This window comes from Pseudomonas sp. GL_117 (genome assembly GCF_057835125.1).
Map to the genome: position 1 here is coordinate 3,741,245 of NZ_CM174418.1, position 22,940 is coordinate 3,764,184.

A 22,940-nucleotide genomic window follows, 5' to 3' on the forward strand; every position below is an offset into this window, starting at 1 on the left:
GATCATCCCTTTCAAGTGATCCATTCAGTCTTAGCCGAGCGCCCGGTGCTGCCTTTGATGTTTTGTCACAAAGTCTGAATTTTCTGTTTATAGAATGTGGGCATACTTGCCCCTCGATCTGATCTGGAAGCCTTATGCCTCGGCGCTTATTCAAACGGTACATGCCCGACCCCAGCAGTATCAGGGAACACAAGTCCTTACGATTCCTCGGCACGTTGCTGCATGACCCCAACCTCTGGCATCTCAACCGGCACTCGGTGGCACGGGCCATGGCCGTGGGTTTATTCGCGGCGTTTATCCCGATTCCGTTGCAGATGTTGTTGGCGGCGGTCCTGTCGATCACGGTGCGCGGCAACATGCCCATCGCCGTCAGCCTGGTGTGGCTGACCAACCCGATCACCATGCCGGTGGTGTTCTTCTGCACCTATTTGACCGGCGCCTGGCTGATGAATGTGCCGCCACGCAGCCTGCCCGATGACCTGACCTGGGAGTGGATCAGCGGCCAGCTGAGCACCCTGTGGCAGCCGTTCCTGCTGGGTTCAGTGGTGTTGGGGTTGGTGTTGGGCGCGCTGGCCTATTGCCTGACCATGGGCTACTGGCGCTGGTGGGTGGCCCACCAATGGAAGAAGCGCAGGCTACGTCGCGCTTGAGGCCTGGCGCGCCTGCAGGCGCAGGTGAATGCGCAGGCCTTGTCCGGTGTTTTGCGCCCACAGGCTGCCGTCCTGACGCTGCACGGCGTTGCGCGCGATGCTCAGGCCCAGGCCAAAGCCGCCGTCGCCGGGCCGCGAGCCATCCAGGCGGGTGAACGGCGCAAAGATACGCTCCAGATCGCGCTCATCGATACCACCGCCCTGATCCTCCAGCCACAAGTGCCAGTAATCCCCCTCGCGCCGCCCATCCAGGCTCACTGCACCTTCGACGGGCGAATGGCGTATGGCATTGCGCAGGATATTCTCCAGGGCCTGGGCCAACGCGTTGAGGTTGCCGCGCACCCAGCAATCGGCGCCCAGCAGGCACGGCAGGCGCGATGCCGGCCAATCACTTTCAAAACAGGCGTTCTCACGCAACATGTCCCACAACGCCTGCACCTGAATGTCTTCCCGGGGCAGCGGCGCACGCTCGGTATCCAGCCAGGCGAGTTGCAGACTGTCCTCCACCAGGCGCTGCATTGCGTCGATCTCCCGGCTCAAGCGCTCACGCAGTTGCGTCAGATCCTGTTCGCTGTCGCACGCCACCCGCAGCCGGCTCAGCGGGGTGCGCAGTTCATGGGACATGTCCCGCAGCAGTTGTTGCTGCAAGACCACCGTGCCCTGCAGGCGTTCGGACATGTGATCAAACGCACGCCCCAATTCGCCCAGCTCATCCTGGCGACTGATGGCCGCCTGGGACAACCGTGTATTCAACTGGTCGGCGCGCCAGGCATTGGCCTGCTCACGCAGTTGATTGAGGGGCATGATCAGCAGGCGATAGAGCCCGATGCACAGCAGCAACGTGAATAAACCGGGGATAACCCCATTGGTCACCACTCGCCAGAACACCTGGTAGCGCCCCGGCATAAAACGTTGCGGCAACTCGATCACCAGCGAACCCGCCTCCGGGTTCACCGGGAAGGGAATTTTCAACCACGGCAAGCCTTTCACATGCCGGCTGACCGGCCAGTCCAGCCCACGCAGGAACGTCAGGCGCTGGCTTTCCTTGTCGCTCAACGGGTAGCTGCTCAAGGACTGCAAGTCATTGCCGATCACCCCGATCCAGGTGCGCTCACGCGTGCCCATCTGCTGCAGCCACGCATCAACCCCAGCGTGCCCACCGCGGTTCCAGGCCTGCTCGGCACTGACCGCGTAACCACTCAAGGTGATCCTCGCTTCGTCGGACAGGTACTGGTTCTTCTGCTCCATGTACCGACCCCAGGACCAACTGAGCCAGATCATCAACAAACAGAAGGCGATCAACAGGCACGCCAGTTTCCAGAATAACGAGTGCTTGCCCGGCAACCGCTGCAACGGACGTTCAAAGGCTGTCATCGGCACCGCTCAGCACATAGCCCTTGCCCCACACCGTGCGTACTTCGCGCTCGCCGTAGCCAACGGCCTTGAGCTTGCGGCGGATCTGGCTGATGTGCATGTCGAGGCTGCGATCATGGGGCGCATAGCCGCGCTGCAACACGTGCTGATAAAGGAAGGCTTTACTGAGGACTTCTTCACCGTTGCGGTGCAGGGTTTCCAGCAAGCGGTATTCGCTGCGCGTCAGCCCGGCCCACTGCCCCTGATAGAGAACGTCGCACAGCTCGTCGTCAAAACGCAGGGTGGGCGCATCGTCGCGCGGCGGTGAAAGGCTCGGCAAAGGCCGGCGGTCGAGGGCCACCCGGCGCAGGATGGCTTCGATGCGCACGCGCAATTCGACCATACTGAACGGCTTGGGCAGGTAGTCGTCCGCCCCCAGGCGAAAGCCACTGATACGATCGGCCTCGGCGCCCAGGGCCGACATCAGGATGACCGGGATCGAGTGGCTCTGGCGCAAATGCGTGAGGATCGACAAGCCATCCATCCCCGGCAGCAGAATATCCATCAGCACCACGTCGAACGCTTGGTCACGGGCCATTTGCAAGCCCTGCTGACCGTTCTGGCACCACGTCACCTGGAAACCACAGCGCCCCAAATGCTCGTGGACATAGGCGCCGAGCACAGGGTCATCTTCAATGCTCAGGATACTGGGTAGGCCAACTGCTGCGGGATTCATTAGCGTCTGCAAGTCATTCTCAATGGCCGATTATTCAAGATTAACCCGCCGCAGGCAATCGCCATCCGCCCCCCAATGGCCCGAAGATTGCCTCATATCATTAATTTGCAAGATCCGACGCCGCGCAAATGGCTACACTGCGCAGGTGGCGCGGCCCGGATGCTGGCGTGGTTTATCGATAACAGTGTGGTAGCAGGAGAGTGGCGTGCTTAGAAGAATGGGGATAAAAGGCCGCGTACTGTTGCTGACCTTATTACCGACCAGTCTGATGGCCCTGTTGTTGGGGGGCTATTTCACCTGGATGCAACTGTCGGAATTGCAGACCCAATTGCTGCAACGCGGCGAAATGATCGCCGAGCAACTGGCGCCGCTGGTCGCCCCGGCCCTGAGCGCGAAGAACACCGAGCTGCTGGAGCGCATCGCCACCCAGTCACTGGAGCAGCAGGACGTGCGCGCCGTGTCGTTCCTCAGCCCGGACCGCACGCCCCAAGCCCACGCCGGCCCGACCATGCTCAACCAGCCGCCCATCGGCAACAGTTCGCACCTGCTGCAACGCACCGGCAACGATGCAACGCGTTACCTGCTGCCAGTCTTTGGCCGTCATCGCAACCTCGCGGGCGAGTTGATCCCCGACGAAGCTGACCGCCTGCTGGGCTGGGTCGAAGTCGAACTGTCCCACAACGGCATGTTGCTGCGTGGCTATCGCAGCCTGTTCGCCAGCCTGCTGTTGATCGCCATCGGGCTGATCTGCACCGCAGCCCTGGCCCTGCGCATCAGCCGCACCATCAACTCGCCGATTGGCCTGATCAAGCAAGCCGTAGCCCAGCTCAAGGACGGCAACCTGGAAACCCGCCTGCCGCCGCTGGGCAGCCAGGAATTGGACCAGCTCGCTTCGGGCATCAACCGCATGGCCGAAACCCTGCAAAACGCCAGGGAAGAACTGCAGCACAGCATCGACCAGGCCACCGAAGACGTGCGCCAGAACCTGGAAACCATCGAGATCCAGAACATCGAGCTGGACCTGGCGCGCAAGGAGGCCCTGGAGGCCAGCCGCATCAAGTCCGAGTTCCTGGCCAACATGAGCCATGAAATCCGCACTCCGCTCAACGGCATCCTTGGTTTCACCCATCTGCTGCAAAAAAGCGAATTGTCGCCGCGCCAGCTGGACTACCTGGGCACCATCGAAAAATCCGCCGACAACCTGCTGGGCATCATCAACGAAATCCTCGATTTCTCGAAGATCGAGGCCGGCAAACTGGTGCTCGACAGCGTGCCCTTCAACCTGCGGGATCTGCTGCAGGACACCCTGACCATCCTCGCTCCTGCGGCCCATGCCAAACAGTTGGAGCTGGTCAGCCTGGTCTACCGCGACACCCCGCTGGCGTTGGTGGGCGACCCGCTGCGCCTTAAACAGATCCTGACCAACCTGATCAGCAACGCGATCAAGTTCACTCGCGAAGGCACCATCGTCGCCCGGGCAATGATCGAAGACGAACAGGAAGACAGCGTGCAACTGCGCATCAGCGTGCAGGACACCGGCATCGGCCTGTCCAGCCAGGATGTGCGCGCGTTGTTCCAGGCCTTCAGCCAGGCCGATAACTCGCTGTCGCGCCAGCCTGGCGGCACCGGCCTGGGCCTGGTGATTTCCAAGCGTTTGATTGAACAGATGGGCGGTGAAATCGGTGTCGACAGCACGCCTGGGGAAGGCTCGGAATTCTGGATCAGCCTGAACCTGCCCAAAACCCGTGACGACCTCGAAGACCTGCCCTCTGCGCCATTGCTCGGGCGCCGCGTGGCGGTGCTGGAGAACCACGAACTGGCGCGCCAGGCCCTGCAGCATCAGCTGGAAGACTGCGGCCTGGAAGTCACGCCGTTCAACAGCCTGGAAAGCCTGACCAACGGCATCACCAGCGCCCATCAGACCGAGCAGGCCATCGACCTCGCCGTACTTGGCATCACCGCCAATGACATCCCACCGGAGCGCCTCAACCAGCACCTGTGGGACCTTGAGCACCTGGGTTGCAAGGTTCTGGTGCTGTGCCCGACCACCGAACAGATGCTGTTCACCCAGTCGGTACCCAACCCCAACAGCCAGCTGCAGGCCAAGCCCGCCTGCACCCGCAAACTGCGCCGTGCCCTGGCCGACCTGATCAGCCCGCGGCCCTCGCGCAGCGAGCCCGGCGAGCCGCTGTCCAGCCGCGCGCCACGGGTGCTGTGCGTGGACGACAACCCGGCCAACCTGCTGCTGGTGCAGACCCTGCTGGAAGACATGGGCGCCAAGGTCCAAGCGGTAGAAAGCGGGTTCGCCGCCATTGACGCGGTCAAACGGGAAACCTTCGACCTGGTGCTGATGGACGTGCAGATGCCCGGCATGGACGGACGCCAGAGCACCGAGGCGATTCGCCAGTGGGAAAGCGAGCGCCACGGTACGCCGCTGCCGGTGGTCGCCCTCACCGCCCACGCCATGGCCAACGAAAAACGTGCCCTGCTGCAAAGCGGCATGGATGACTACCTGACCAAACCGATCAGCGAGCGGCAGTTGGCCCAGGTGGTGCTCAAATGGACCGGCCTGGCCCTGCGCAACCAGGTACCGGAGCGTGCCACCGACGGCCTCGCCCCAGCCGTGAAGCTGCTGGTGCTGGATCATGAAGAAGGCCTGCGCCTGGCCGCCGGCAAGACCGACCTGGCCGCCGACATGCTGGCCATGTTGCTGGCCTCACTGGAAGCCGACCGCCTGGCCATCACCGTGGCCCGCGAAGCCAAGGACCACAACGCGCTGATCGAACGCGTCCACCGCCTGCACGGCGCCACCCGTTATTGCGGCGTGCCGCAACTGCGCGCCGCCTGCCAACGTGCCGAGACCTTGCTTAAACAGGACGATGCAAAGGCCTTGCATGCCCTGGACGAACTGGACATGGCGATTGCGCGGTTGGCGAGCGAAGCGCGGGTCAGCGCCTGAAGCAACGCTTCAGGAAACCGCCTTATGTGCGGGCTTGTGTGGGAGCCCGCTCCCACAAGGGTCATGTGTTTTCAAATGATTAATCGCAGGGAGCATTTTTTATGCGCGTCATACTTTTCAGCAGCCAGGCCTACGACCGCGACAGCTTCCTCGGCGAGGCGCTACCCTCCGGCGTGGAGCTGCAATTCCAACCCGCCCGCCTCAACCTCGACACCGTGGCACTGGCCGAACACCACGAAGTGGTTTGCCCCTTTATCAACGATGACCTCAGCGCCCCGGTGCTGGAACACCTGGCCAAAGGCGGCACCCGCCTGATCGCGCTGCGCTCGGCCGGTTACAACCATGTCGACCTGGCCGCCGCCAAGCGCCTGGGCCTGACCATCGTGCGCGTGCCCGCCTATTCGCCGCACGCCGTCGCCGAACATGCGGTGGCGCTGATCCTCGCCCTCAACCGCCGCCTGCACCGCGCCTACAACCGCACCCGCGATGGCGATTTCAGCCTGCACGGCCTGACCGGCTTCGATCTGGTCGGCAAGACCGTCGGAGTGGTCGGCACCGGACAGATCGGTGCGACGTTCGCCAAGATCATGGCCGGTTTCGGCTGCCAGTTGCTCGCCTACGATCCGTACCCCAACCCGCAGGTGCTGGCCCTCGGCGCCCGCTACGTGAGCCTGCCCGAACTGCTGGCCCAAGCGCAGATCATCAGCCTGCATTGCCCGCTGACAGCCGACAGCAAACACCTGATCAACGCCAACTCCCTGGCGCACATGCAGCCAGGCGCGATGCTGATCAATACCGGGCGCGGCGGCCTGGTCGACACCCCGGCACTGATCGAAGCGCTCAAGGATGGCCAGCTCGGTTACCTGGGGCTGGATGTGTACGAGGAAGAGGCGCAATTGTTCTTCGAGGACCGCTCCGACCTGCCCCTGCAAGACGACGTACTCGCACGCCTGTTGACCTTCCCCAATGTGATCATCACCGCACACCAGGCGTTTCTTACCCGCGAGGCGCTGTCGGCGATTGCATGCACGACCCTCGCCAACATCGCCGCGTGGGCCGAGGGCCGCACGCAGAACCTCGTTGAAGGATGATCAGCGGTCACATACCAGGCTCATGATGGGCCGGCACCCGTGATAGGATGCCGCGCCTATTTGGAGGATCCATGGCCGAACACGATTTCCGCTTCAGCTTGCTGAGCCCGCAACACACCCTGATCGAATGCCGCGCCCTGGTGCCGGGCCGTTACCAGATCACCGGCAACGGTGGTTCGATCAAGCACGGCGACGTGCTGATCGTCACCCTGCGCGGCAGCAAAACCCTGTCGATGCGCCTCACCGTCGAAGGCGACGCGCGCTACTCCATCCGCCCGGCGGGTCAATGGGTCGCCATGGCCCACGGGCCGAAATTCGGCGAATTGGAAATTCACACCTGGAAGGTCAACTGCGACAGCTGCGACACCGTGCTGGAGTTTGAATTCGCAGTGGAAACCAAGCTGAGCAAAGAGCCGCTGCAACCGGCCGCCAATGCGCGCATCAAGGAGCTGGGCTGGGCCAGCCAGGGCGACAAGCACCGCTGCCCGAAATGCCAGCAGGCCGCACAATGAAAGGCCTGCTTCTGCTCGCCGCCGCAGGTGCGGCCCTCACGGGTTGCGCCGCTGATACGGCCAAGCTCAAGCAGGATCACAGCTACGTGGTGGAATGGATCGGTGAGCGGCCACTGATGGACTACGCGCACCTGACGGTCACCCTCGGCGAGGACGGTCGTGCCTATGGCAACGGCGGCTGCAACCATTGGTTCGCACCGTACACCCTCGAGGGCGACAAGCTTAGCTTCGGCCAGATCGGCAGCACCCGCAAACTCTGCGCCGAGGCCTTGATGGAGCAGGAACACCGCTTCTTCCAGGCCCTGCAAGGCGTGCAGCGCTGGGACATCTCGCCGATCGAGCAAACGCGTTTCTGGCCGGCAGAAGGCAAGCCGATCCGCCTGTGGCTGGAAGAAGGCTGACAGCAACCATTTCAGGATTGAACGAGGTCAAAATGTGGGAGCGGGCTTGCTCGCGAAAGCGGTGGATCAGTCACAGATGTGTTGTCTGATCAGCCGCTTTCGCGAGCAAGCCCGCTCCCACATTGGTTTGGTGTTGTTGCTTTAACCGCGTAGTGCCTTCAGCTTTGCGATCACGCCTTCCGCCGTCTGCTCCCCCATCAACTGTTCACGCACCTTGCCCTTGTCATCAATAATGTAAGTTACCGGCAGCGCCTCGCTGCGCGGTATATCAAAGATCCCTTCCGGGTTCTGCGCCAGCACCGTGAACTTGATCCCCAGCTTCTCGCTGGCGGCCTTCAATTCCTCACCCTGCACATTGTCGAAATTGACCCCGAACACCCCGACGTTCTGCCCTTTCAACTGATCCGCCAGGGCGTTCAGCTCAGGGATCTCGGTACGGCACGGGCCACACCATTCGGCCCAGTAATTGACCACGACCCATTGTTTATCCAAGCGTTCAGCCGCGACTTTCTTGCCGTACTGGTCAACGCCGTAGTCATTGCCGCAGCCGCTGAGTAGCAGGGTTGTGATGATCGCCAATGCACCGATCAGTCGACTTGTCATGGGGTAATCCTTCGTAAAAATGAACGTTGGCTGCGACCTATCGCCTCTTACGGTTTAAGGACGGGACGCTGCGCAGGTAGAATACCTGCCACCTTACGCAAGATGCGACCCGCACATGACCGATCTGACGCTTTATCACAACCCGCGCTGCTCGAAATCCCGCGGTGCGCTTGAACTGCTCGAAGCCCGTGGCCTCACCCCGACCGTGGTGCGTTACCTGGAAACCCCGCTGGACGCCGCGCAACTGAAGGCCTTGCTCGCCAAGCTGGGCCTGAGCGCACGCCAATTGCTGCGCACCGGCGAAGACGAATACAAGACCCTCAACCTGGCCGACGCCAGCCTCAGCGAAGCACAACTGATCGCCGCCATCGCCGCGCACCCCAAGTTGATGGAACGGCCGATCCTGGAAACCGCCGACAAAGCCATCATCGGCCGCCCGCCAGAAAACGTGCTGGAGATCCTGCCGTGACCACACCGTATGTGCTGGTGCTGTATTACAGCCGCAACGGCTCGGTCAGCGAAATGGCCCGGCAGATCGCCCGGGGTATCGAGCAAGGCGGCATGGAAGCGCGCCTGCGCACCGTTCCAGCGATCTCCACCGAGTGCGAAGCCGTGGCGCCGAGCATCCCGGAGGAAGGCGCGCTGTATGCCAGCCTCGACGACCTGAAGCACTGCTCGGGCCTGGCCCTGGGCAGCCCGACCCGCTTCGGCAACATGGCCGCGCCGCTCAAGTACTTCATCGATGGCACCAGCAACCTGTGGCTGACCGGCGCCCTCGTCGGCAAACCGGCCGGGGTGTTCACTTCCACTGCCAGCCTGCACGGCGGCCAGGAAACCACGTTGATGTCGATGCTGCTGCCATTGCTGCACCACGGCATGTTGATCACCGGCTTGCCCTACAGCGAACAGGCATTGCTCGACACCCAAGGCGGCGGCACGCCCTACGGCGCCAGCCACCACGCCGGGCCGGACGGCAAGCGCCTGCTCGATCAACATGAGATCGCCCTGTGCCGCGCCCTGGGCTTGCGCCTGGCGAACACCGCCACATTGCTGGAGAGCGGCCGTGGCCAGAAAGCCTAAGGTCTTGCCGCCCCAGGCGTGGTTGGAGCCACGGGTCAAGGTTGCACGGGCGTTGAGCCTGCTGGCGTTCTTTGGGCTGGTGGGGTTGCTGTGCGGCTATTACCTGTTCGTCGCCGACCTGCACGGCGCACGGCCGTGGGTGATCCTGCTGATCGAACTGGTGCCGCTGCTGTTGCTCGCACCGGGAATGCTGCTGGGCAGTGCGCGCGGGCATTCGTGGATGTGCTTTGCGGTGAACCTGTATTTCATCAAGGGCGCGCTGGCGGCGTATGACCCGAACCGCCAGTGGTTCGGGGTGCTGGAGATGCTGGCGAGCCTGGCGGTGTTTTGTACGGCCTTGCTGTATGTGCGCTGGCGGCATCAGCTCAACCGACAGCTCGCACCTTGACCTGTAGTGAGCGGGCTAGTGATTGACGGTGTAGGCCAGCATCATCGACAACTGGCACATCGGCCGCCCACTCTCGGCATGCCACTCGTTGAACGCCGCCTGCACCGTCGCCAGGTCCCGCAGGCTGGTGGGTGCCTTGTCGACGATCTTCTGTGCGTTCAACGCCGCCACCACGTCAAAACTCGGCACGAACGTATCCTTGCCGACCATGCGCAAAAAGCGCGGTGCCGATAGCCCGCCCAACTGGTGGCCGTGCTTGCTCAGGTACTTCCACAGCCCAACGATGTCGGTCACCGGCCAATCGGCGATAAACGCGCCGAAGCTGCCGTGTTCATGGGCGATGTCCAGGATCATCTGCGCATTGCGCGGCACACTCTTGAGCTTGCCCAGGTGGCGGATGATGCTGGTGTCCTGCATCAGCCGCTCCAGGTGCTCGGCGCCCATCAGCACGACTTTTTCCGGGTCGAAGCCGAAGAACACTTTCTCGAATGCCGGCCACTTGGCATCCACCACGCTGTGTTTCAAGCCCGCACGGAACACCCGCAGGGCCAGGGTCGACAGGTAGCGGTCGTCGCTGATCTGGCGCAACTGCGCCGCAGTATTCGGTACGGGTAGGTGGGCTTCCAGCTCGGCCGCCGAACCGAAGCGGTTCAGACAGTATTCGTGCAGCCACTTGTAATCGCGCATGCCCTCTCCCGGGATTCGAATTGAAAACGGCGCCCGCGAGCGCCGTGTGTCAGAGCATTGAAGTCGCTTAGAGGTTCACTATATTGACGAAACGCGAAGCGGCGCTTTCGTCGATCTTGAGACTGGTGAAATCGAACAGGTTGCGGTCGGCCAACTGCGACGGCTGCACGTTCTGCAGGCTGCGGAAGATGCTCTCGGTGCGGCCCGGTGTCTTGCGTTCCCACTCCACCAGCATTTCCTTGACCACCTGGCGTTGCAGGTTTTCCTGGGAGCCGCAGAGGTTGCACGGGATGATCGGGAATTGCTTGAGGTCGGAGTAGGCCTGGATGTCCTTCTCGTTGCAATACGCCAGCGGGCGAATCACCACGTTGCGCCCGTCATCCGCGCGCAGCTTGGGCGGCATGGCCTTGAGCGAACCGTTGAAGAACATATTGAGGAAGAAGGTCTCGACGATGTCGTCGCGGTGATGGCCCAGGGCCATTTTGGTCGCACCGATTTCATCGGCAAAGGTGTAGAGCGTGCCCCGGCGCAGGCGCGAGCACAGCGAGCAGGTGGTCTTGCCTTCCGGAATCAATTCCTTGACCACCGAATAAGTGTCTTTTTCGACGATGTGATACTCGACACCCAGCTCTTTGAGGTAGGCCGGCAGCACATGCTCGGGGAAGCCCGGTTGTTTCTGGTCCATGTTGACGGCAACGATCTCGAACTTGATCGGCGCGACCTTTTGCAGGTGCAGCAGCACGTCGAGCATGGTGTAGCTGTCTTTGCCGCCGGAGAGGCAGACCATGACCTTGTCGCCGTCCTCGATCATGTTGAAATCGGCGACCGCTTCACCGGCCAGGCGACGCAGGCGTTTCTGCAGTTTGTTCTGGTTGACTGTAAGAGTGCCCATGGCGCTTGAATCCGCAAAAGGTGTGTGACGAAAAGCGCAGCATTTTACGCAAAAATGCTTCAATGGGCGACGCCGATCCAATGTGGGGGCTGGCTTGCCTGCTCCCACACCGACCATGGCAGTTCCGACAGACTTCACCGCGATTAGGGCCAATGTTTACAGCGCGATTTGCTCTAAAGGCCTTACAGTTATTCCGGTCATCCCTTCCTATACTGCGACTTGAGGTCGCACATATATATCCAGACCTTTCAGGCCAATTGGCCCGTGGGCGCTCCGATGGGGGGCGATGGTAATAACAACAGGAGTGACTGGCATGATCCATCACGTCGTGGGGCTGTTTACCCATCCTGACCAGGAATGGCGGGAAATCCGTGGCGATAAAGAAGAAAGCATCGGCCACATGTACCTCACTCACACGCTGATTCTCGCGGCGATCCCCGCCGTATCAGCCTTTATCGGCACCACCCGGGTCGGCTGGGTCATCGGCAACCGCTCGCCCGTGATGTTGACTCAGGAAAGCGCCCTGTGGATGACCATCATGTCGTACGCGGCCATGCTCGCCGGCGTGGCGGTGATGGGCGCCTTCATCCATTGGATGGCCCGTACCTACGACGCCAACCCCAGCATGTCGCGCTGCGTCGCGTTTGCCACCTATACCGCGACACCGCTGTTTATCGGCGGGCTGGCGGCGCTGTACCCGCACATGTGGCTGGGCATGGTCGTGGGCACGGCGGCGATCTGCTACACGGTGTACCTGCTGTATGTGGGGCTGCCGACGTTCATGAGCATCGATCCGGACGAGGGCTTCCTGTTTTCCAGCTCGGTGCTGGCCGTGGGCCTGGTGGTGCTGGTGGCAATCATGGCGTTTACCGTGATCGTCTGGGGCTTGGGCGTTGGGCCTATCTATACCAATTGAGCGTTTGCGACCGTGAGCAAGGCCACCGCAAGGTGGCTTTGTGCGTTATGCATGACCATTCGGCGCCTGAACCATTCGGAAACACACAGCGTTGCGGCATACTGGGCGCCTCTGGAGATAGGTACAGCATGCCCGAGCAACTCAATACCCGCGTCGAAGATTGTTTCCTGCAAGCCGAATCCTTTTTCAAACGAAGCTTCAAACGCCCCCAGGTCAGCCTCAAGCTGCGGGGCCAGAAGGCCGGTGTCGCGCATTTGCACGAGAACCTGCTGCGCTTCAACCCCCAACTGTACCGTGAAAACAGCCAGCATTTCCTGAAACAGACGGTGGCCCATGAAGTGGCGCACCTGATTGCCCATCAATTGTTTGGCGAACGCATTCAGCCCCATGGCGAAGAATGGCAATTGATCATGCGCGGGGTGTACGAACTGCCGCCGGACCGTTGCCATACGTATGCGGTAAAGCGGCGTCAGGTGACGCGGTATATCTACCGCTGCCCGTGTGCGGACAGTGACTTTCCCTTTTCGTCACAGCGCCATGGGCTGGTGGCTCAGGGGCGGCGGTATTTGTGTCGGCGCTGTCGGCAGACCTTGGTGTTTACCGGGGAGACGCGGGTGGAGTGAAGGCCTCTTCGCAGGCAAGCCAGCTCCCACATTGGATCGGTGATCGACATGACAACCCGGCCAAATGTGGGCTTGCCCGCGAAGGCGTCGGATCAGTCAACCAATAACCCTGGCCTGCCGCAAAGCCTCAATACGCTGAATACTGAAGCCCAACTCAGCCAACACTTCATCGCTGTGCGCGCCCACCGCCCCGCCAATATGCCGAGGCGCTGGCAACCCCTCAGAGAACTTCAACGGACACGCCAACTGCAGCTGGGTCGAACCATCGCCCCGGGGCACCTGGCTCAACAATTCCCGCGCCTTCAACTGGGGATGCTCAAGCGCCTCACTCAAACTCAACACGGGTTCGACGCAGGCATCCACCTCGGCAAATAACGCGCACAGCTCCTCAAAACTGCGTTTCTCAAACTCAACCTGCAAAGCCTGCTTGAGCACTTTTTGCCGCTCCGGCTCCGGCGACAAGCCTTGCGCCGCCAACTCCGGCCGTCCCAGCGCCGTACACAGCGACTGCATGAAAGCCGGCTCCAGACTGCCCACCGACATCCATCGCCCATCCCGGGTCCGATAGTAATCGTAGAAACTGCCACCGTTGAGCACGTGGTTTTCCCACGCCGGCTCCACCCCGCACACCAGGTAGCCCGCTGCCGCCATGGCGTTCAGGCTGAAGGAGCAATCGGTCATGCTCACGTCCAGATATTGCCCCACCCCGCTCTGCTGCCGCGCAATCACTGCCGCGAGCAACCCCACCACCGCATGCAACGAGCCACCGCCCACATCCGCCAACTGCACGCCCAACGGCAGCGGGCCACTGTCCTGGCGCCCGGTGTAGCTGGCCACACCGGACAACGCCAGGTAGTTGATGTCATGCCCGGCGCGGTCCTTGTAGGGGCCGGTCTGACCGTAGCCAGTGATCGACACATAAATCAGCCGGGGGTTGATCGCCTTCAGCGCTTCATACCCCAGGCCCAGGCGCTCCATGACCCCGGGGCGGAACTGTTCGAGGACAATGTCGTAGTCCTTGACCAGCGCCCGCACGATCTCCAGCGCCTCGGCTTGCTTGAGGTCCAGGGCCAGGCTGCGCTTATTGCGATTGAGGTAGGCGTGGCTCGCCGAAGTCCCCCGGTCATGGGGCGGCAGCACCCGCAGCAAGTCCATGCGCGTTGGCGATTCGATGCGCAGCACCTCGGCGCCCATGTCCGCGAGCATCAAGGATGCAAACGGGCCAGGCAGCAAGGTGGAGAAATCCAACACTTTGAGGGACGCCAAGGGACCTGACATGGGCACTCCAATTCCGTTTCGATTGCCCACAGACTAGGCAGCCTTGTTCCTACGGGCAATCGTCAGAACGATCAGCAACAGTGACCGTTTTGATCACGGCGGGCTTTTTCCTGGCGGCGGCTTTATCATTGGCCCACGTTTGCTTGCCGAGTGTGCCATGAAGTTTGCGATAGCCCTGTTTTCCGCGGCCCACGCGCCCTCCTCGCGCCGCGCCTTGCTGTTCGCCCAGGCGGCGTTGGCCGGTGGGCATGAGATTGTGCGGCTGTTTTTCTACCAGGACGGCGTGTACAGCGCGTCCAATAACATCGTCACCCCGCAGGATGAGCAGGACATCGCCCGCCAATGGCGTGAGTTTGTCAGCCAGCACCAGCTCGACGGCGTGGTATGCATCGCCGCCGCCCTGCGTCGCGGGGTGCTCAACACCGAGGAGGCCATGCGTTATCAGCGCAGCGCGGTCAACCTCGATGCACCGTGGGCGTTGTCTGGCCTTGGGCAACTGCACGACGCCGCACAAACCGCCGACCGCCTGATCTGCTTTGGAGGGCCGTGAGATGTCCAAATCCCTGTTGGTGATCAGCCGCCAGGCACCGTGGTCCGGGCCGAGTGCACGGGAAGCGCTGGATATCGTGCTGGCCGGTGGCGCGTTCGATTTGCCCATCGGTTTGTTGTTCATGGATGACGGCGTGTTCCAGCTCGCACCGCACCAGAACGCCAAGGCCGTGCAACAAAAGGACCTCAGTGCCAACCTGCAGGCCTTGGGGCTGTTCGGTATCGACGATGTATTTGTCTGCCGCCACAGCATGGCCGTGCGTGGCCTGACGCCGCCCACCGAGGCGCAACCATTGAGCAACGAGGCGATTTCCCAATTGATTGACCGTTACGACCAGGTGATTACCCTCTGATGTCGACTTTACATGTGGTATCTCACTCGCCGTTTTCCGACAGTCGCCTCGACAGCTGCCTGCGCATCTGCGGCGCCGAGGACGCGATCTTGCTGTGCGGCGATGGCGCCTACGGGCTGCACGCCCCCGCCCTGCACACCAAGGGTGTGAAGGTGTTTGTGCTGGCCGAAGACATGCAGGCGCGCAACCTGCCATTACCCGACTGGGCCGACAGCGTGGACTATCCCGGCTTCGTGCAACTGTCTATCGACTATGACAAGGTCAACAGCTGGCTATGAACACCTTGACCGTAGGCGAACGCACCTATGAGTTGGACAAGGACGGCTACCTCGTCGACTTGAACGACTGGTCCACAGAAGTCGCCAGCGCCCTGGCTGCCGCCGAAGCGCTCGATCTGACGCCCGACCACTGGGAAATCCTCGAATTGCTGCGCGGCTTCTACGCCGAGTTCCAACTGTCCCCGGCCACGCGCCCGCTGATCAAGTACACCGCCTTGAAGCTGGGCCCGGAAAAGGGCAACAGCCTGCACCTCAACAAACTGTTCAACGGCACTCCCGCCAAACTCGCCGCCAAGCTGGCGGGCCTGCCCAGGCCGACGAATTGCTTATGACCGACTTTGCCCCGCTGACCCTCGAAACTCCCGCCGAACACCCATTTGCGCCATTCGTGCGCATCCTGGGCAAAGGCAAGCGCGGCGCGCGCAATCTCACCCGTGAGGAAGCCCGCGAAGCCATGGGCATGCTGCTCGACGAAAAAGTCGAAGACACCCAGCTCGGCGCGTTCCTGATGTTGCTGCGCCACAAGGAAGAAAGCCCGGAAGAACTCGCCGGTTTCACCGAAGCCGTGCGCGAACGCCTCAACGCCCCGGCGCTGAACGTCGACGTGGACTGGCCGACCTACGCCGGCAAGAAGCGCCACCTGCCGTGGTTTCTGCTGGCGGCCAAGTGCCTCGCACAAAATGGCGTACGCATCCTCATGCACGGCGGCGGCGCGCATACCGCGGGCCGGTTGTACACCGAGCAACTGCTGGCAACCTTGCAGATCCCGCTCTGCCGCAACTGGCAGCAGGTCGAAAGCGCTTACCAACGCGGGAACCTGGCATTTATCCCGCTAGGCGACTGGGCGCCACAACTGCAACGCATGATCGACCTGCGCAACACCCTCGGCCTGCGTTCGCCGATCCACTCCCTGGCGCGTCTGCTCAACCCGCTGAATGCACGCCTGGGCCTGCAAAGCATTTTCCACCCCGGCTACCAGGGCGTGCACCGCGATGCCAGCGGCCTGCTCGGCGACAATGTGATCGTGGTGAAGGGCGACGGCGGCGAGATCGAGATCAACCCCGACAGCGCCAGCCACCTCTACGGCACCACCGGCGGCAAGAGCTGGGACGAGGAGTGGCCCGCCCTCTCCGCCCAACGCCACGTCAAACCGGCGACCCTGGAGCCTGAGCATTTGAAGGCGTTGTGGCGCGGTGAAGTCGAGGACAGCTACCCGCAACTGGCGCTGATCGCCACCATGGCGCTGGCCTTGCGTGGTCTTGGCCATTCGCGGGAGCAGGCTTTCGTGTTGGCCCAGCAATACTGGGACGCACGGGACAAATCGATTTAATCGATAATTCACCCGCAGTCTTTGCGCTTTTAAATCGAACCCATCCCTTTAGACTGGGCTCCAACGCTTATTAGTTGAGGAGCCAGTCATGGGTTTGCTGATCGAAGGACGCTGGAAAGACCAGTGGTACGAAAGTAGCGCAGATGGCGCTTTCCAGCGTGAACAGGCGCAGCGCCGCCACTGGGTGACTGCCGACGGTTCGCCCGGGCCGAGTGGCGAGGGTGGATTCAAGGCCGAAGCCGGTCGCTACCACCTCTACGTGTCCCTCGCCTGCCCTTGGGCCCATCGCACCCTGATCATGCGCAAGCTCAAGGGCCTGGAAAGCCTGATCGATGTGTCCGTGGTCAGCTGGTTGATGCTGGAAAACGGCTGGACCTTCGACAAGGCCCACGGCTCCAGCGGCGACGCCCTCGACGGTTTTGCCTTCATGCATCAGCGCTACACCGCCGATACCGCCGACTACACCGGCCGGGTGACGGTGCCCGTTCTGTGGGATAAGAAGCTCAAGCGTATCGTCAGTAATGAATCGGCGGAAATCATCCGCATGTTCAACAGCGCGTTCAATGGGCTGACCGGCAACACCCTGGACTTCTACCCCGAGGCGCTACGCCCGAGCATCGACGCACTGAACGAACGCATCTATCCGGCCGTGAACAACGGCGTGTATCGCGCAGGCTTTGCCACTTCGCAGCAGGCATACGAAAGTGCGTTTGATGATGTGTTTGCCGAATTGGATCATCTGGAGCAGCACCTGAGCGACCATCGCTACCTGGCCGGCGAGTTCCTGACCGAAGCGGATGTGCGCCTGTTTACCACGCTGATCCGTTTTGATGCGGTGTATTACGGGCACTTCAAATGCAATCTGCGGCGGATTGCGGATTATCCGAACTTGTCGAACTGGCTGCGGGAGTTGTATCAGTGGCCGGGAGTGGCCGAGACGGTGGATTTTGCGCATATCAAGGGGCATTACTACGCCAGTCACCGCACGATCAATCCGACGGGGATTGTGCCCAAAGGCCCGTTGCAAGCATTTGATACCCCGCATGATCGCTTGAAATTGAAGGGCAACGCAGTTTGGAGCTGATCCGGGCTGCTCGCTGAACTTGAAGGCCTCATCGCGGGCAAGCCCGCTCCCACATGGAATGCGATCCCCTGTGGGAGCGGGCTTGCCCGCGATGCTTTTAGGTTTCAGACCTGGGACTGGGCGCCTTCAAACCACTTGAGCTTCTCGCGCAACACCACCACTTCACCGACGATCACCAGTGTCGGCGCATGCACTTCATGCTCCGCCACCATGCGCGGCAAGTCGGCCAGGGTGCCGGTAAACACCCGCTGGTTGGACGTTGTGCCTTGCTGGATCAACGCCGCCGGGGTATCGGCTGCGCGTCCATGCTTGATCAACTGTTCGCAGATGATCGGCAAGCCGATCAAGCCCATGTAGAACACCAGGGTCTGCGACGGCCCCACCAGGTCATGCCAGGGCAGGTCCGAAGTTCCGTCCTTCAAATGCCCGGTGATGAAGCGTACCGATTGCGCATAGTCGCGGTGAGTCAGCGGAATCCCGGCATACGCCGCGCAACCGCTGGCCGCCGTGATGCCCGGCACCACTTGGAACGGGATGCCGTGGGCCGCCAATTCTTCGATTTCTTCGCCACCACGGCCAAAGATGAACGGGTCGCCACCTTTAAGGCGCAACACGCGCTTGCCTTGCTTGGCCAGGTCCACCAATTGCTGGTTGATCTGGTCCTGGGGCACGGCGTGGTCAGCGCGACGCTTGCCGACGTAAACACGCTCGGCATCACGGCGGCACAGTTCGAGAATCGCTGGCGCGACGAGGCGGTCGTACAGCACCACATCGGCTTGCTGCATCAGGCGCAGTGCGCGGAAGGTCAACAGGTCCGGGTCACCAGGACCGGCGCCCACCAGGTAAACCTCACCCGGCGCATGGGGCGGCTTGCCGTTGACTTTCTCCACCAACAAACGCTCGGCTTCAGCACCCTGCCCGGCCAATTGGCGATCGGCAATCGGGCCCTGGAACACCTCTTCCCAGAACGCGCGACGTTGCTGTACATCCGGGTACAAACCTTTGACCTGGGCACGAAAGCGCGCCGCCAACCCGGCCAATTGGCCGTAGGTGGACGGAATCCAGGTTTCCAGCTTGGCCCGGATCAGCCGCGCCAGTACCGGCGCATCGCCGCCACTGGACACCGCGATCACCAAGGGCGAGCGGTCGACAATCGCCGGGAAGATCACGCTGCACAAGGCCGGCGCGTCCACCACATTGACCGGCACGCAACGGCGCTTGGCGTCGCTGGACACTTGCGCGTTCAGTGGCTCGTCGTCCGTTGCCGCGATGATCAGGGTGCAACCGTCGAGGTCGGCCTCCTGATAACCGCGCAAAATCAGTTCCCCGCCACTGCCCAGTACCAACTCGCGGAGTTGGTCTTCGATCTGGGGAGCAACCACCCGCAGCAACGCACCGGCGTCGGCCAGCAGCCGGGATTTGCGCAAGGCAATCTCCCCGCCACCGACGACCAACACACGACTGCCGCGCAGGTTATGAAACAGCGGCAGAAATTCCATTTAGCCGATGACCTCAACGCCCGCCATATAAGGCTTGAGCACCTCGGGTACGCGGATGGAACCGTCTGCCTGCTGGTAGTTTTCCAACACGGCCACCAGGGTACGGCCTACCGCCAGGCCCGAACCGTTGAGGGTGTGCACCAGCTCCGGCTTGCCGGTTTCCGGGTTGCGGAAACGCGCCTGCATGCGGCGGGCCTGGAAATCGCCGCAGTTGGAGCACGACGAGATCTCGCGGTACTTGTCCTGGCTCGGCACCCACACTTCGAGGTCGTAGGTCTTCACGGCGCTGAACCCCATGTCGCCGGTGCACAACGCGAGTACACGGTACGGCAGCTCCAGCAGTTGCAGGACGCGCTCGGCGTTGGCAGTCAGGCCTTCGAGGGCTTCCATCGAGGTCGACGGCTCGACGATCTGCACCATCTCGACCTTGTCGAACTGGTGCTGGCGGATCATGCCGCGGGTGTCGCGACCCGATGCACCGGCTTCGCTGCGAAAGCACGGCGAGTGGGCGACGAACTTCAGTGGCAGCGCTTTGGCGTCGAGGATCTCGCCGGACACGATGTTGGTCAGCGACACTTCGGCCGTCGGGATCAGGTACAGGTCGGCTTCGCCTTCGCGGCTGATCTTGAACAGGTCTTCTTCGAATTTCGGCAGCTGGCTGGTGCCCATCAGCGCCGGTGCCTGCACCAGGTACGGCGTGTAGGCTTCTTCGTAGCCGTGCTCGGCGGTGTGCAGGTTGATCATGAACTGCGCCAGGGCGCGGTGCAGGCGGGCCACGGGGCCGCGCAGCAACGAGAATCGCGCGCCGGACATCTTCGCGGCGGTTTCAAAGTCCAGGCCGCCGGTCAGTTCGCCCAGGGCGACGTGGTCCTTGATCTCGAAATCGAAGGCTTTTGGCGTACCCCAGCGGCGCACTTCAACGTTGCCGTCTTCGTCTTCGCCCACCGGCACGGATTCATGCGGGATATTGGGGATGCCCAGCAGGATCGAGTCCAGTTCGGTCTGGATCTTGTCCAACTCGACTTTACCCTCGGACAGCTCAGTGCCCATACGCTCGACGTCCGCCATCAACGGCGCAATGTCTTCGCCGCGCTGTTTGGCCTGACCGATGGATTTGGAACGCGCATTACGCTCAGCCTGCAGTGCTTCGGTGCGGGTCTGGACGGTCTTGCGCTGTTCTTCCAGCGCTTCGATGCGCGCAACATCCAAGGCAAAGCCACGGGATGCCAGGCGGTCCGCTACGTCCTGAAGGTTGCTACGTAACAGTTTGGAATCGAGCATGTCGGTCTCTCGTTTATCAAAGTTTGGTCAAGGACAGGCCGGCCCAGGTGGCGAGCAGCCCGCCGAACACGCTGATACCCAGGTAACCGAAGGCTACCAGGGCCTGCCCGCTTTCCAGCAAGCGCAGCGTATCCAGTGAAAAGGATGAAAAGGTCGTCAGACCGCCTACAAAGCCGACAATCAAGCCGGCGCGAATTTCAATCGGTACTTCCGGGCGCAACAGGAACCAGCCGTACAACAGCCCGATAATCAAGCAGCCGACCAGATTGACCGCCAGGGTCGCCGCATAAAAATGCTTCGGCCAGTTGGCGCTGACCCAAGTGCTGGTGGCGAAACGCAATAATGTACCAGCGATGCCGGCTGCGGACACGGCAAGAATCGTCTTGAGCACTACTTTCTCCGCTGTTTGGGGCTGAGTCGATCAAGTTGGGCGAGGTGATTGAGCTTTTCCCCGATCTTCAGCTCCAGGCCACGGGGCACCGGCTGATAGAGCGCCAGCGGTTCAAGCGCGTCGGGGAAGTAATCTTCGCCGGCCGCATAGGCGTCTGGCTCATCATGGGCGTAGCGGTATTCATCACCGTAGCCCAATTGTTTCATCAGCTTGGTCGGCGCGTTGCGCAGGTGCAGCGGCACTTCCAGGGAGCCGTATTCGGCGGCGGCGCGCAGGGCGGACTTGAAGCCCATATACACCGCGTTGCTTTTTGGCGCACAGGCCAGGTAGGTGATGGCCTGGGCCACCGCCAGCTCGCCTTCCGGGCTGCCGAGGCGCTCCTGCACCTCCCACGCCGCCAGACACAAGCTCAGCGCCCGCGGGTCGGCGTTGCCGATGTCTTCACTGGCCATGCGCACGACGCGACGCGCGAGGTACAACGGGTCGCAACCACCGTCGATCATGCGCGCGAACCAGTACAGCGCACCGTCCGGGTTGGAACCGCGTACGGATTTATGCAGCGCGGAAATCTGGTCGTAGAACGCTTCACCGCCCTTATCGAAGCGTCGGCGCGTGTCGCCGAGCAGGCTTTGCAGCAGGTCGACGCCAATCTCGCTGCCGTCTTCGGCCAGGTCGGAGGCGTTTTCCAGCAGGTTGAGGAAACGGCGCCCATCACCATCGGCGGCAGTGAGCAGGATCTTGAAGCCTTCGTCGCTGACACTCAGCCGGCGCTTACCCAGGCCCTTGTCTTCGCTCAAGGCACGGTGCAGCAGCTTTTGCATCGCCGCTTCGTCCAGGCTCTTGAGCACATAGACCCGCGCCCGCGACAGCAAGGCATTGTTCAATTCGAATGAAGGGTTCTCGGTGGTGGCGCCGATAAAGATCAGCGTGCCGTCTTCCACATATGGCAGGAACGCGTCCTGCTGCGACTTGTTGAAGCGATGCACTTCGTCGACGAACAGGATGGTGCGCTTGCCGTATTGCCCGGCCTGCTGTTTGGCGACGTCGACGGCCTGGCGGATCTCCTTGACCCCGGCGAGTACCGCCGAGACCGTTTCGAAGTGCGCATCCGAGACTTTCGCCAGCAACCGCGCCAGGGTGGTCTTACCCACCCCTGGCGGGCCCCAGAAGATCATCGAATGCAGCGCACCTTGCTCCAGGGCTTCGCGCAGGGGCTTGCCGCGAGCGAGCAGGTGTTCCTGGCCGACGTACTCATCCAGGTTGGTCGAGCGCAAGCGCGCGGCCAGGGGTTGAGCAATCGGGTCACTTCGAAACAAGTCCATGGGCAGCGTTTGAAACCTCTGGGCAGATTATTCCTGGATCACGTCGGCACCCTTGGGGATGTCGAACTTGAACTTGGATGCGGCGACCGGCTCGTTGGCCTTGACCCCGGAGAACAGGATGTCGGTGCGCTGGCCGACGCTGTCGATCAGACGCATGTTGTTGATCACGCCGTTGCCGAACGACAGGTGCAGGCTGTCGAACAGCGTGTCCTTGGATTTTGGCTTGAGGGTGAACTCGATCACGTTGCTGGTCTGCTTGGAGGTGATCTCGAAGCTGTCGCTGATCTTCGACACATCGCCCGACAACAGCAGCGCCGGGGTCTGGTTCAGGCGCGGGTCGAGCTTCTTGATGGTTACCTGCTCCAGGTCCGGGTCCCACAGGGTGACTTTCTGGCCGTCGGAGACAATGGTCTGCTCGTTCGGCGCGTCGGTTTTCCAGAAGAACAGGCCAGGACGCTGCACGGCCATTTCGCCAGCGGTTTCCTGCAATTGGGTGCCGCCGCCGTCCAGGGTCAGCTGGGAGAAACGCGCGGTCAGGGTCTTGGATTTGTCCAACAGGTTGGTCAGGCTGGCGACCGAGGCCGGATCGGCGTGCGCCGAAACAGCAGTCAGGGCCAGTGCCGGCAACAACAGCATGCGGATAAGACGCATGGGAGTCCTCATTGAGTAGTCAGGGCGCGCCGT

The 22,940-nt window shown here is 62.0% G+C and carries 27 protein-coding genes; 16 read left to right on the top strand and 11 right to left on the bottom strand.

The window, feature by feature from the left end; all coding sequences use genetic code 11:
- Window positions 1-134 precede the first annotated feature (134 nt).
- Window positions 135-650, top strand: a complete 516-nt coding sequence (locus AC3ISR_RS16855; protein ID WP_192296526.1) for a DUF2062 domain-containing protein — start codon at window positions 135-137, stop codon at window positions 648-650.
- On the opposite strand, the gene AC3ISR_RS16860 is transcribed toward AC3ISR_RS16855, so the two are convergent.
- Both AC3ISR_RS16860 and AC3ISR_RS16865 read right to left on the bottom strand, forming a co-directional pair.
- Window positions 636-2,024, bottom strand: a complete 1,389-nt coding sequence (locus AC3ISR_RS16860; RefSeq protein WP_192296527.1) for a sensor histidine kinase — start codon at window positions 2,022-2,024, stop codon at window positions 636-638. The two genes, AC3ISR_RS16855 and AC3ISR_RS16860, sit on opposite strands and share 15 nt — an antisense overlap.
- Window positions 2,011-2,739 carry a response regulator transcription factor gene (locus AC3ISR_RS16865; RefSeq protein WP_463983595.1) on the bottom strand — a complete coding sequence of 243 codons (729 nt, stop codon included), beginning with the start codon at window positions 2,737-2,739 and terminating at the stop codon, window positions 2,011-2,013. Before AC3ISR_RS16865 ends, AC3ISR_RS16860 begins: the two co-directional genes overlap by 14 nt.
- Before the next feature lie 205 nt (window positions 2,740-2,944).
- On the opposite strand from AC3ISR_RS16865, the gene AC3ISR_RS16870 reads away from it, so the two are divergent.
- From AC3ISR_RS16870 to AC3ISR_RS16885, 4 genes are all read left to right on the top strand, one after another.
- Entirely contained in the window at window positions 2,945-5,698 is a 2,754-nt protein-coding gene (locus AC3ISR_RS16870; RefSeq protein WP_463983594.1) for a response regulator, read from the top strand.
- A gap of 101 nt (window positions 5,699-5,799) precedes the next feature.
- Complete coding sequence (locus AC3ISR_RS16875) at window positions 5,800-6,789, top strand: 2-hydroxyacid dehydrogenase (protein WP_192296530.1); 990 nt, start codon at window positions 5,800-5,802, stop codon at window positions 6,787-6,789.
- Window positions 6,790-6,860: 71 nt separating this feature from the next.
- Window positions 6,861-7,301, top strand: coding sequence for a hypothetical protein (locus tag AC3ISR_RS16880; protein WP_192296531.1), 441 nt, complete (start codon window positions 6,861-6,863; stop codon window positions 7,299-7,301).
- On the top strand, window positions 7,298-7,702 hold the full coding sequence (locus tag AC3ISR_RS16885; RefSeq protein WP_192296532.1) for an META domain-containing protein: 405 nt from the start codon (window positions 7,298-7,300) through the stop codon (window positions 7,700-7,702). The genes AC3ISR_RS16880 and AC3ISR_RS16885 overlap by 4 nt, the downstream gene beginning before the upstream one ends.
- Window positions 7,703-7,843: 141 nt before the next feature.
- Here AC3ISR_RS16885 and AC3ISR_RS16890 read toward each other — a convergent pair whose 3' ends face one another.
- Window positions 7,844-8,305: a TlpA family protein disulfide reductase gene (locus AC3ISR_RS16890; RefSeq protein WP_192296533.1), complete on the bottom strand. Its 462-nt coding sequence runs from the start codon at window positions 8,303-8,305 to the stop codon at window positions 7,844-7,846.
- Between the two features lie 115 nt (window positions 8,306-8,420).
- On the opposite strand from AC3ISR_RS16890, the gene arsC reads away from it, so the two are divergent.
- The 3 genes from arsC to AC3ISR_RS16905 are packed head-to-tail and all read left to right on the top strand — an operon-like array spanning window position 8,421 to window position 9,773.
- Window positions 8,421-8,774 (top strand): arsenate reductase (glutaredoxin), encoded by a 354-nt coding sequence (gene arsC, locus AC3ISR_RS16895; protein ID WP_192296534.1) that lies wholly within the window; start codon window positions 8,421-8,423, stop codon window positions 8,772-8,774.
- Entirely contained in the window at window positions 8,771-9,385 is a 615-nt protein-coding gene (gene wrbA, locus AC3ISR_RS16900; RefSeq protein WP_192296535.1) for an NAD(P)H:quinone oxidoreductase, read from the top strand. Before arsC ends, wrbA begins: the two co-directional genes overlap by 4 nt.
- Window positions 9,369-9,773: a DUF2069 domain-containing protein gene (locus AC3ISR_RS16905; RefSeq protein ID WP_192296536.1), complete on the top strand. Its 405-nt coding sequence runs from the start codon at window positions 9,369-9,371 to the stop codon at window positions 9,771-9,773. Before wrbA ends, AC3ISR_RS16905 begins: the two co-directional genes overlap by 17 nt.
- Window positions 9,774-9,788: 15 nt before the next feature.
- Here the strand turns inward: AC3ISR_RS16905 and AC3ISR_RS16910 are convergent, their stop codons facing one another.
- Together AC3ISR_RS16910 and ttcA are read right to left on the bottom strand one after the other, a co-directional pair.
- Window positions 9,789-10,460, bottom strand: coding sequence for a DNA-3-methyladenine glycosylase I (locus tag AC3ISR_RS16910; RefSeq protein ID WP_192296537.1), 672 nt, complete (start codon window positions 10,458-10,460; stop codon window positions 9,789-9,791).
- Between the two features lie 67 nt (window positions 10,461-10,527).
- Window positions 10,528-11,352: a tRNA 2-thiocytidine(32) synthetase TtcA gene (gene ttcA, locus AC3ISR_RS16915; RefSeq protein ID WP_489324381.1), complete on the bottom strand. Its 825-nt coding sequence runs from the start codon at window positions 11,350-11,352 to the stop codon at window positions 10,528-10,530.
- A gap of 313 nt (window positions 11,353-11,665) precedes the next feature.
- Between ttcA and AC3ISR_RS16920 the strand changes: the two genes are divergently transcribed.
- Window positions 11,666-12,268 (top strand): Yip1 family protein, encoded by a 603-nt coding sequence (locus tag AC3ISR_RS16920; protein WP_463983592.1) that lies wholly within the window; start codon window positions 11,666-11,668, stop codon window positions 12,266-12,268.
- Window positions 12,269-12,396: 128 nt separating this feature from the next.
- Complete coding sequence (locus tag AC3ISR_RS16925; RefSeq protein ID WP_192296540.1) at window positions 12,397-12,891, top strand: SprT family zinc-dependent metalloprotease; 495 nt, start codon at window positions 12,397-12,399, stop codon at window positions 12,889-12,891.
- A gap of 96 nt (window positions 12,892-12,987) precedes the next feature.
- On the opposite strand, the gene AC3ISR_RS16930 is transcribed toward AC3ISR_RS16925, so the two are convergent.
- Window positions 12,988-14,169: a CaiB/BaiF CoA transferase family protein gene (locus AC3ISR_RS16930; RefSeq protein WP_489324382.1), complete on the bottom strand. Its 1,182-nt coding sequence runs from the start codon at window positions 14,167-14,169 to the stop codon at window positions 12,988-12,990.
- A 157-nt stretch (window positions 14,170-14,326) separates the two neighbouring features.
- On the opposite strand from AC3ISR_RS16930, the gene tusD reads away from it, so the two are divergent.
- The 6 genes from tusD to AC3ISR_RS16960 all read left to right on the top strand — a co-directional run bounded on the left by tusD (window position 14,327) and on the right by AC3ISR_RS16960 (window position 17,763).
- Window positions 14,327-14,719, top strand: a complete 393-nt coding sequence (gene tusD / locus AC3ISR_RS16935; RefSeq protein ID WP_463983590.1) for a sulfurtransferase complex subunit TusD — start codon at window positions 14,327-14,329, stop codon at window positions 14,717-14,719.
- A 1-nt stretch (window position 14,720) separates the two neighbouring features.
- Complete coding sequence (tusC, locus tag AC3ISR_RS16940) at window positions 14,721-15,071, top strand: sulfurtransferase complex subunit TusC (protein WP_122489804.1); 351 nt, start codon at window positions 14,721-14,723, stop codon at window positions 15,069-15,071.
- Window positions 15,071-15,349 (top strand): sulfurtransferase complex subunit TusB, encoded by a 279-nt coding sequence (tusB, locus tag AC3ISR_RS16945; RefSeq protein WP_192296543.1) that lies wholly within the window; start codon window positions 15,071-15,073, stop codon window positions 15,347-15,349. The genes tusC and tusB overlap by 1 nt, the downstream gene beginning before the upstream one ends.
- Window positions 15,346-15,681 carry a TusE/DsrC/DsvC family sulfur relay protein gene (locus AC3ISR_RS16950; protein WP_192296544.1) on the top strand — a complete coding sequence of 112 codons (336 nt, stop codon included), beginning with the start codon at window positions 15,346-15,348 and terminating at the stop codon, window positions 15,679-15,681. The genes tusB and AC3ISR_RS16950 overlap by 4 nt, the downstream gene beginning before the upstream one ends.
- Window positions 15,678-16,679 carry a glycosyl transferase family protein gene (locus AC3ISR_RS16955; RefSeq protein ID WP_463983589.1) on the top strand — a complete coding sequence of 334 codons (1,002 nt, stop codon included), beginning with the start codon at window positions 15,678-15,680 and terminating at the stop codon, window positions 16,677-16,679. The genes AC3ISR_RS16950 and AC3ISR_RS16955 overlap by 4 nt, the downstream gene beginning before the upstream one ends.
- An 88-nt stretch (window positions 16,680-16,767) precedes the next feature.
- The gene (locus tag AC3ISR_RS16960) at window positions 16,768-17,763 is read left to right on the top strand and encodes a glutathione S-transferase family protein (protein ID WP_226456370.1); all 996 of its coding nucleotides are present in this window, start codon (window positions 16,768-16,770) and stop codon (window positions 17,761-17,763) included.
- Between the two features lie 104 nt (window positions 17,764-17,867).
- Here AC3ISR_RS16960 and cysG read toward each other — a convergent pair whose 3' ends face one another.
- Genes cysG through lolA form a run of 5 tightly spaced genes read right to left on the bottom strand, consistent with a single transcriptional unit; the run spans window position 17,868 to window position 22,907 of the window.
- The gene (gene cysG, locus AC3ISR_RS16965; RefSeq protein ID WP_192296547.1) at window positions 17,868-19,262 is read right to left on the bottom strand and encodes a siroheme synthase CysG; all 1,395 of its coding nucleotides are present in this window, start codon (window positions 19,260-19,262) and stop codon (window positions 17,868-17,870) included.
- Window positions 19,263-20,543 carry a serine--tRNA ligase gene (gene serS, locus AC3ISR_RS16970; RefSeq protein ID WP_192296548.1) on the bottom strand — a complete coding sequence of 427 codons (1,281 nt, stop codon included), beginning with the start codon at window positions 20,541-20,543 and terminating at the stop codon, window positions 19,263-19,265.
- Between the two features lie 16 nt (window positions 20,544-20,559).
- Window positions 20,560-20,934, bottom strand: coding sequence for a fluoride efflux transporter CrcB (gene crcB / locus AC3ISR_RS16975; RefSeq protein WP_065872076.1), 375 nt, complete (start codon window positions 20,932-20,934; stop codon window positions 20,560-20,562).
- The gene (locus AC3ISR_RS16980) at window positions 20,934-22,256 is read right to left on the bottom strand and encodes a replication-associated recombination protein A (RefSeq protein WP_192296549.1); all 1,323 of its coding nucleotides are present in this window, start codon (window positions 22,254-22,256) and stop codon (window positions 20,934-20,936) included. Before AC3ISR_RS16980 ends, crcB begins: the two co-directional genes overlap by 1 nt.
- Window positions 22,257-22,283: 27 nt before the next feature.
- Entirely contained in the window at window positions 22,284-22,907 is a 624-nt protein-coding gene (gene lolA, locus AC3ISR_RS16985; RefSeq protein ID WP_192296550.1) for an outer membrane lipoprotein periplasmic chaperone LolA, read from the bottom strand.
- Between the last annotated feature and the right edge of the window lie 33 nt (window positions 22,908-22,940).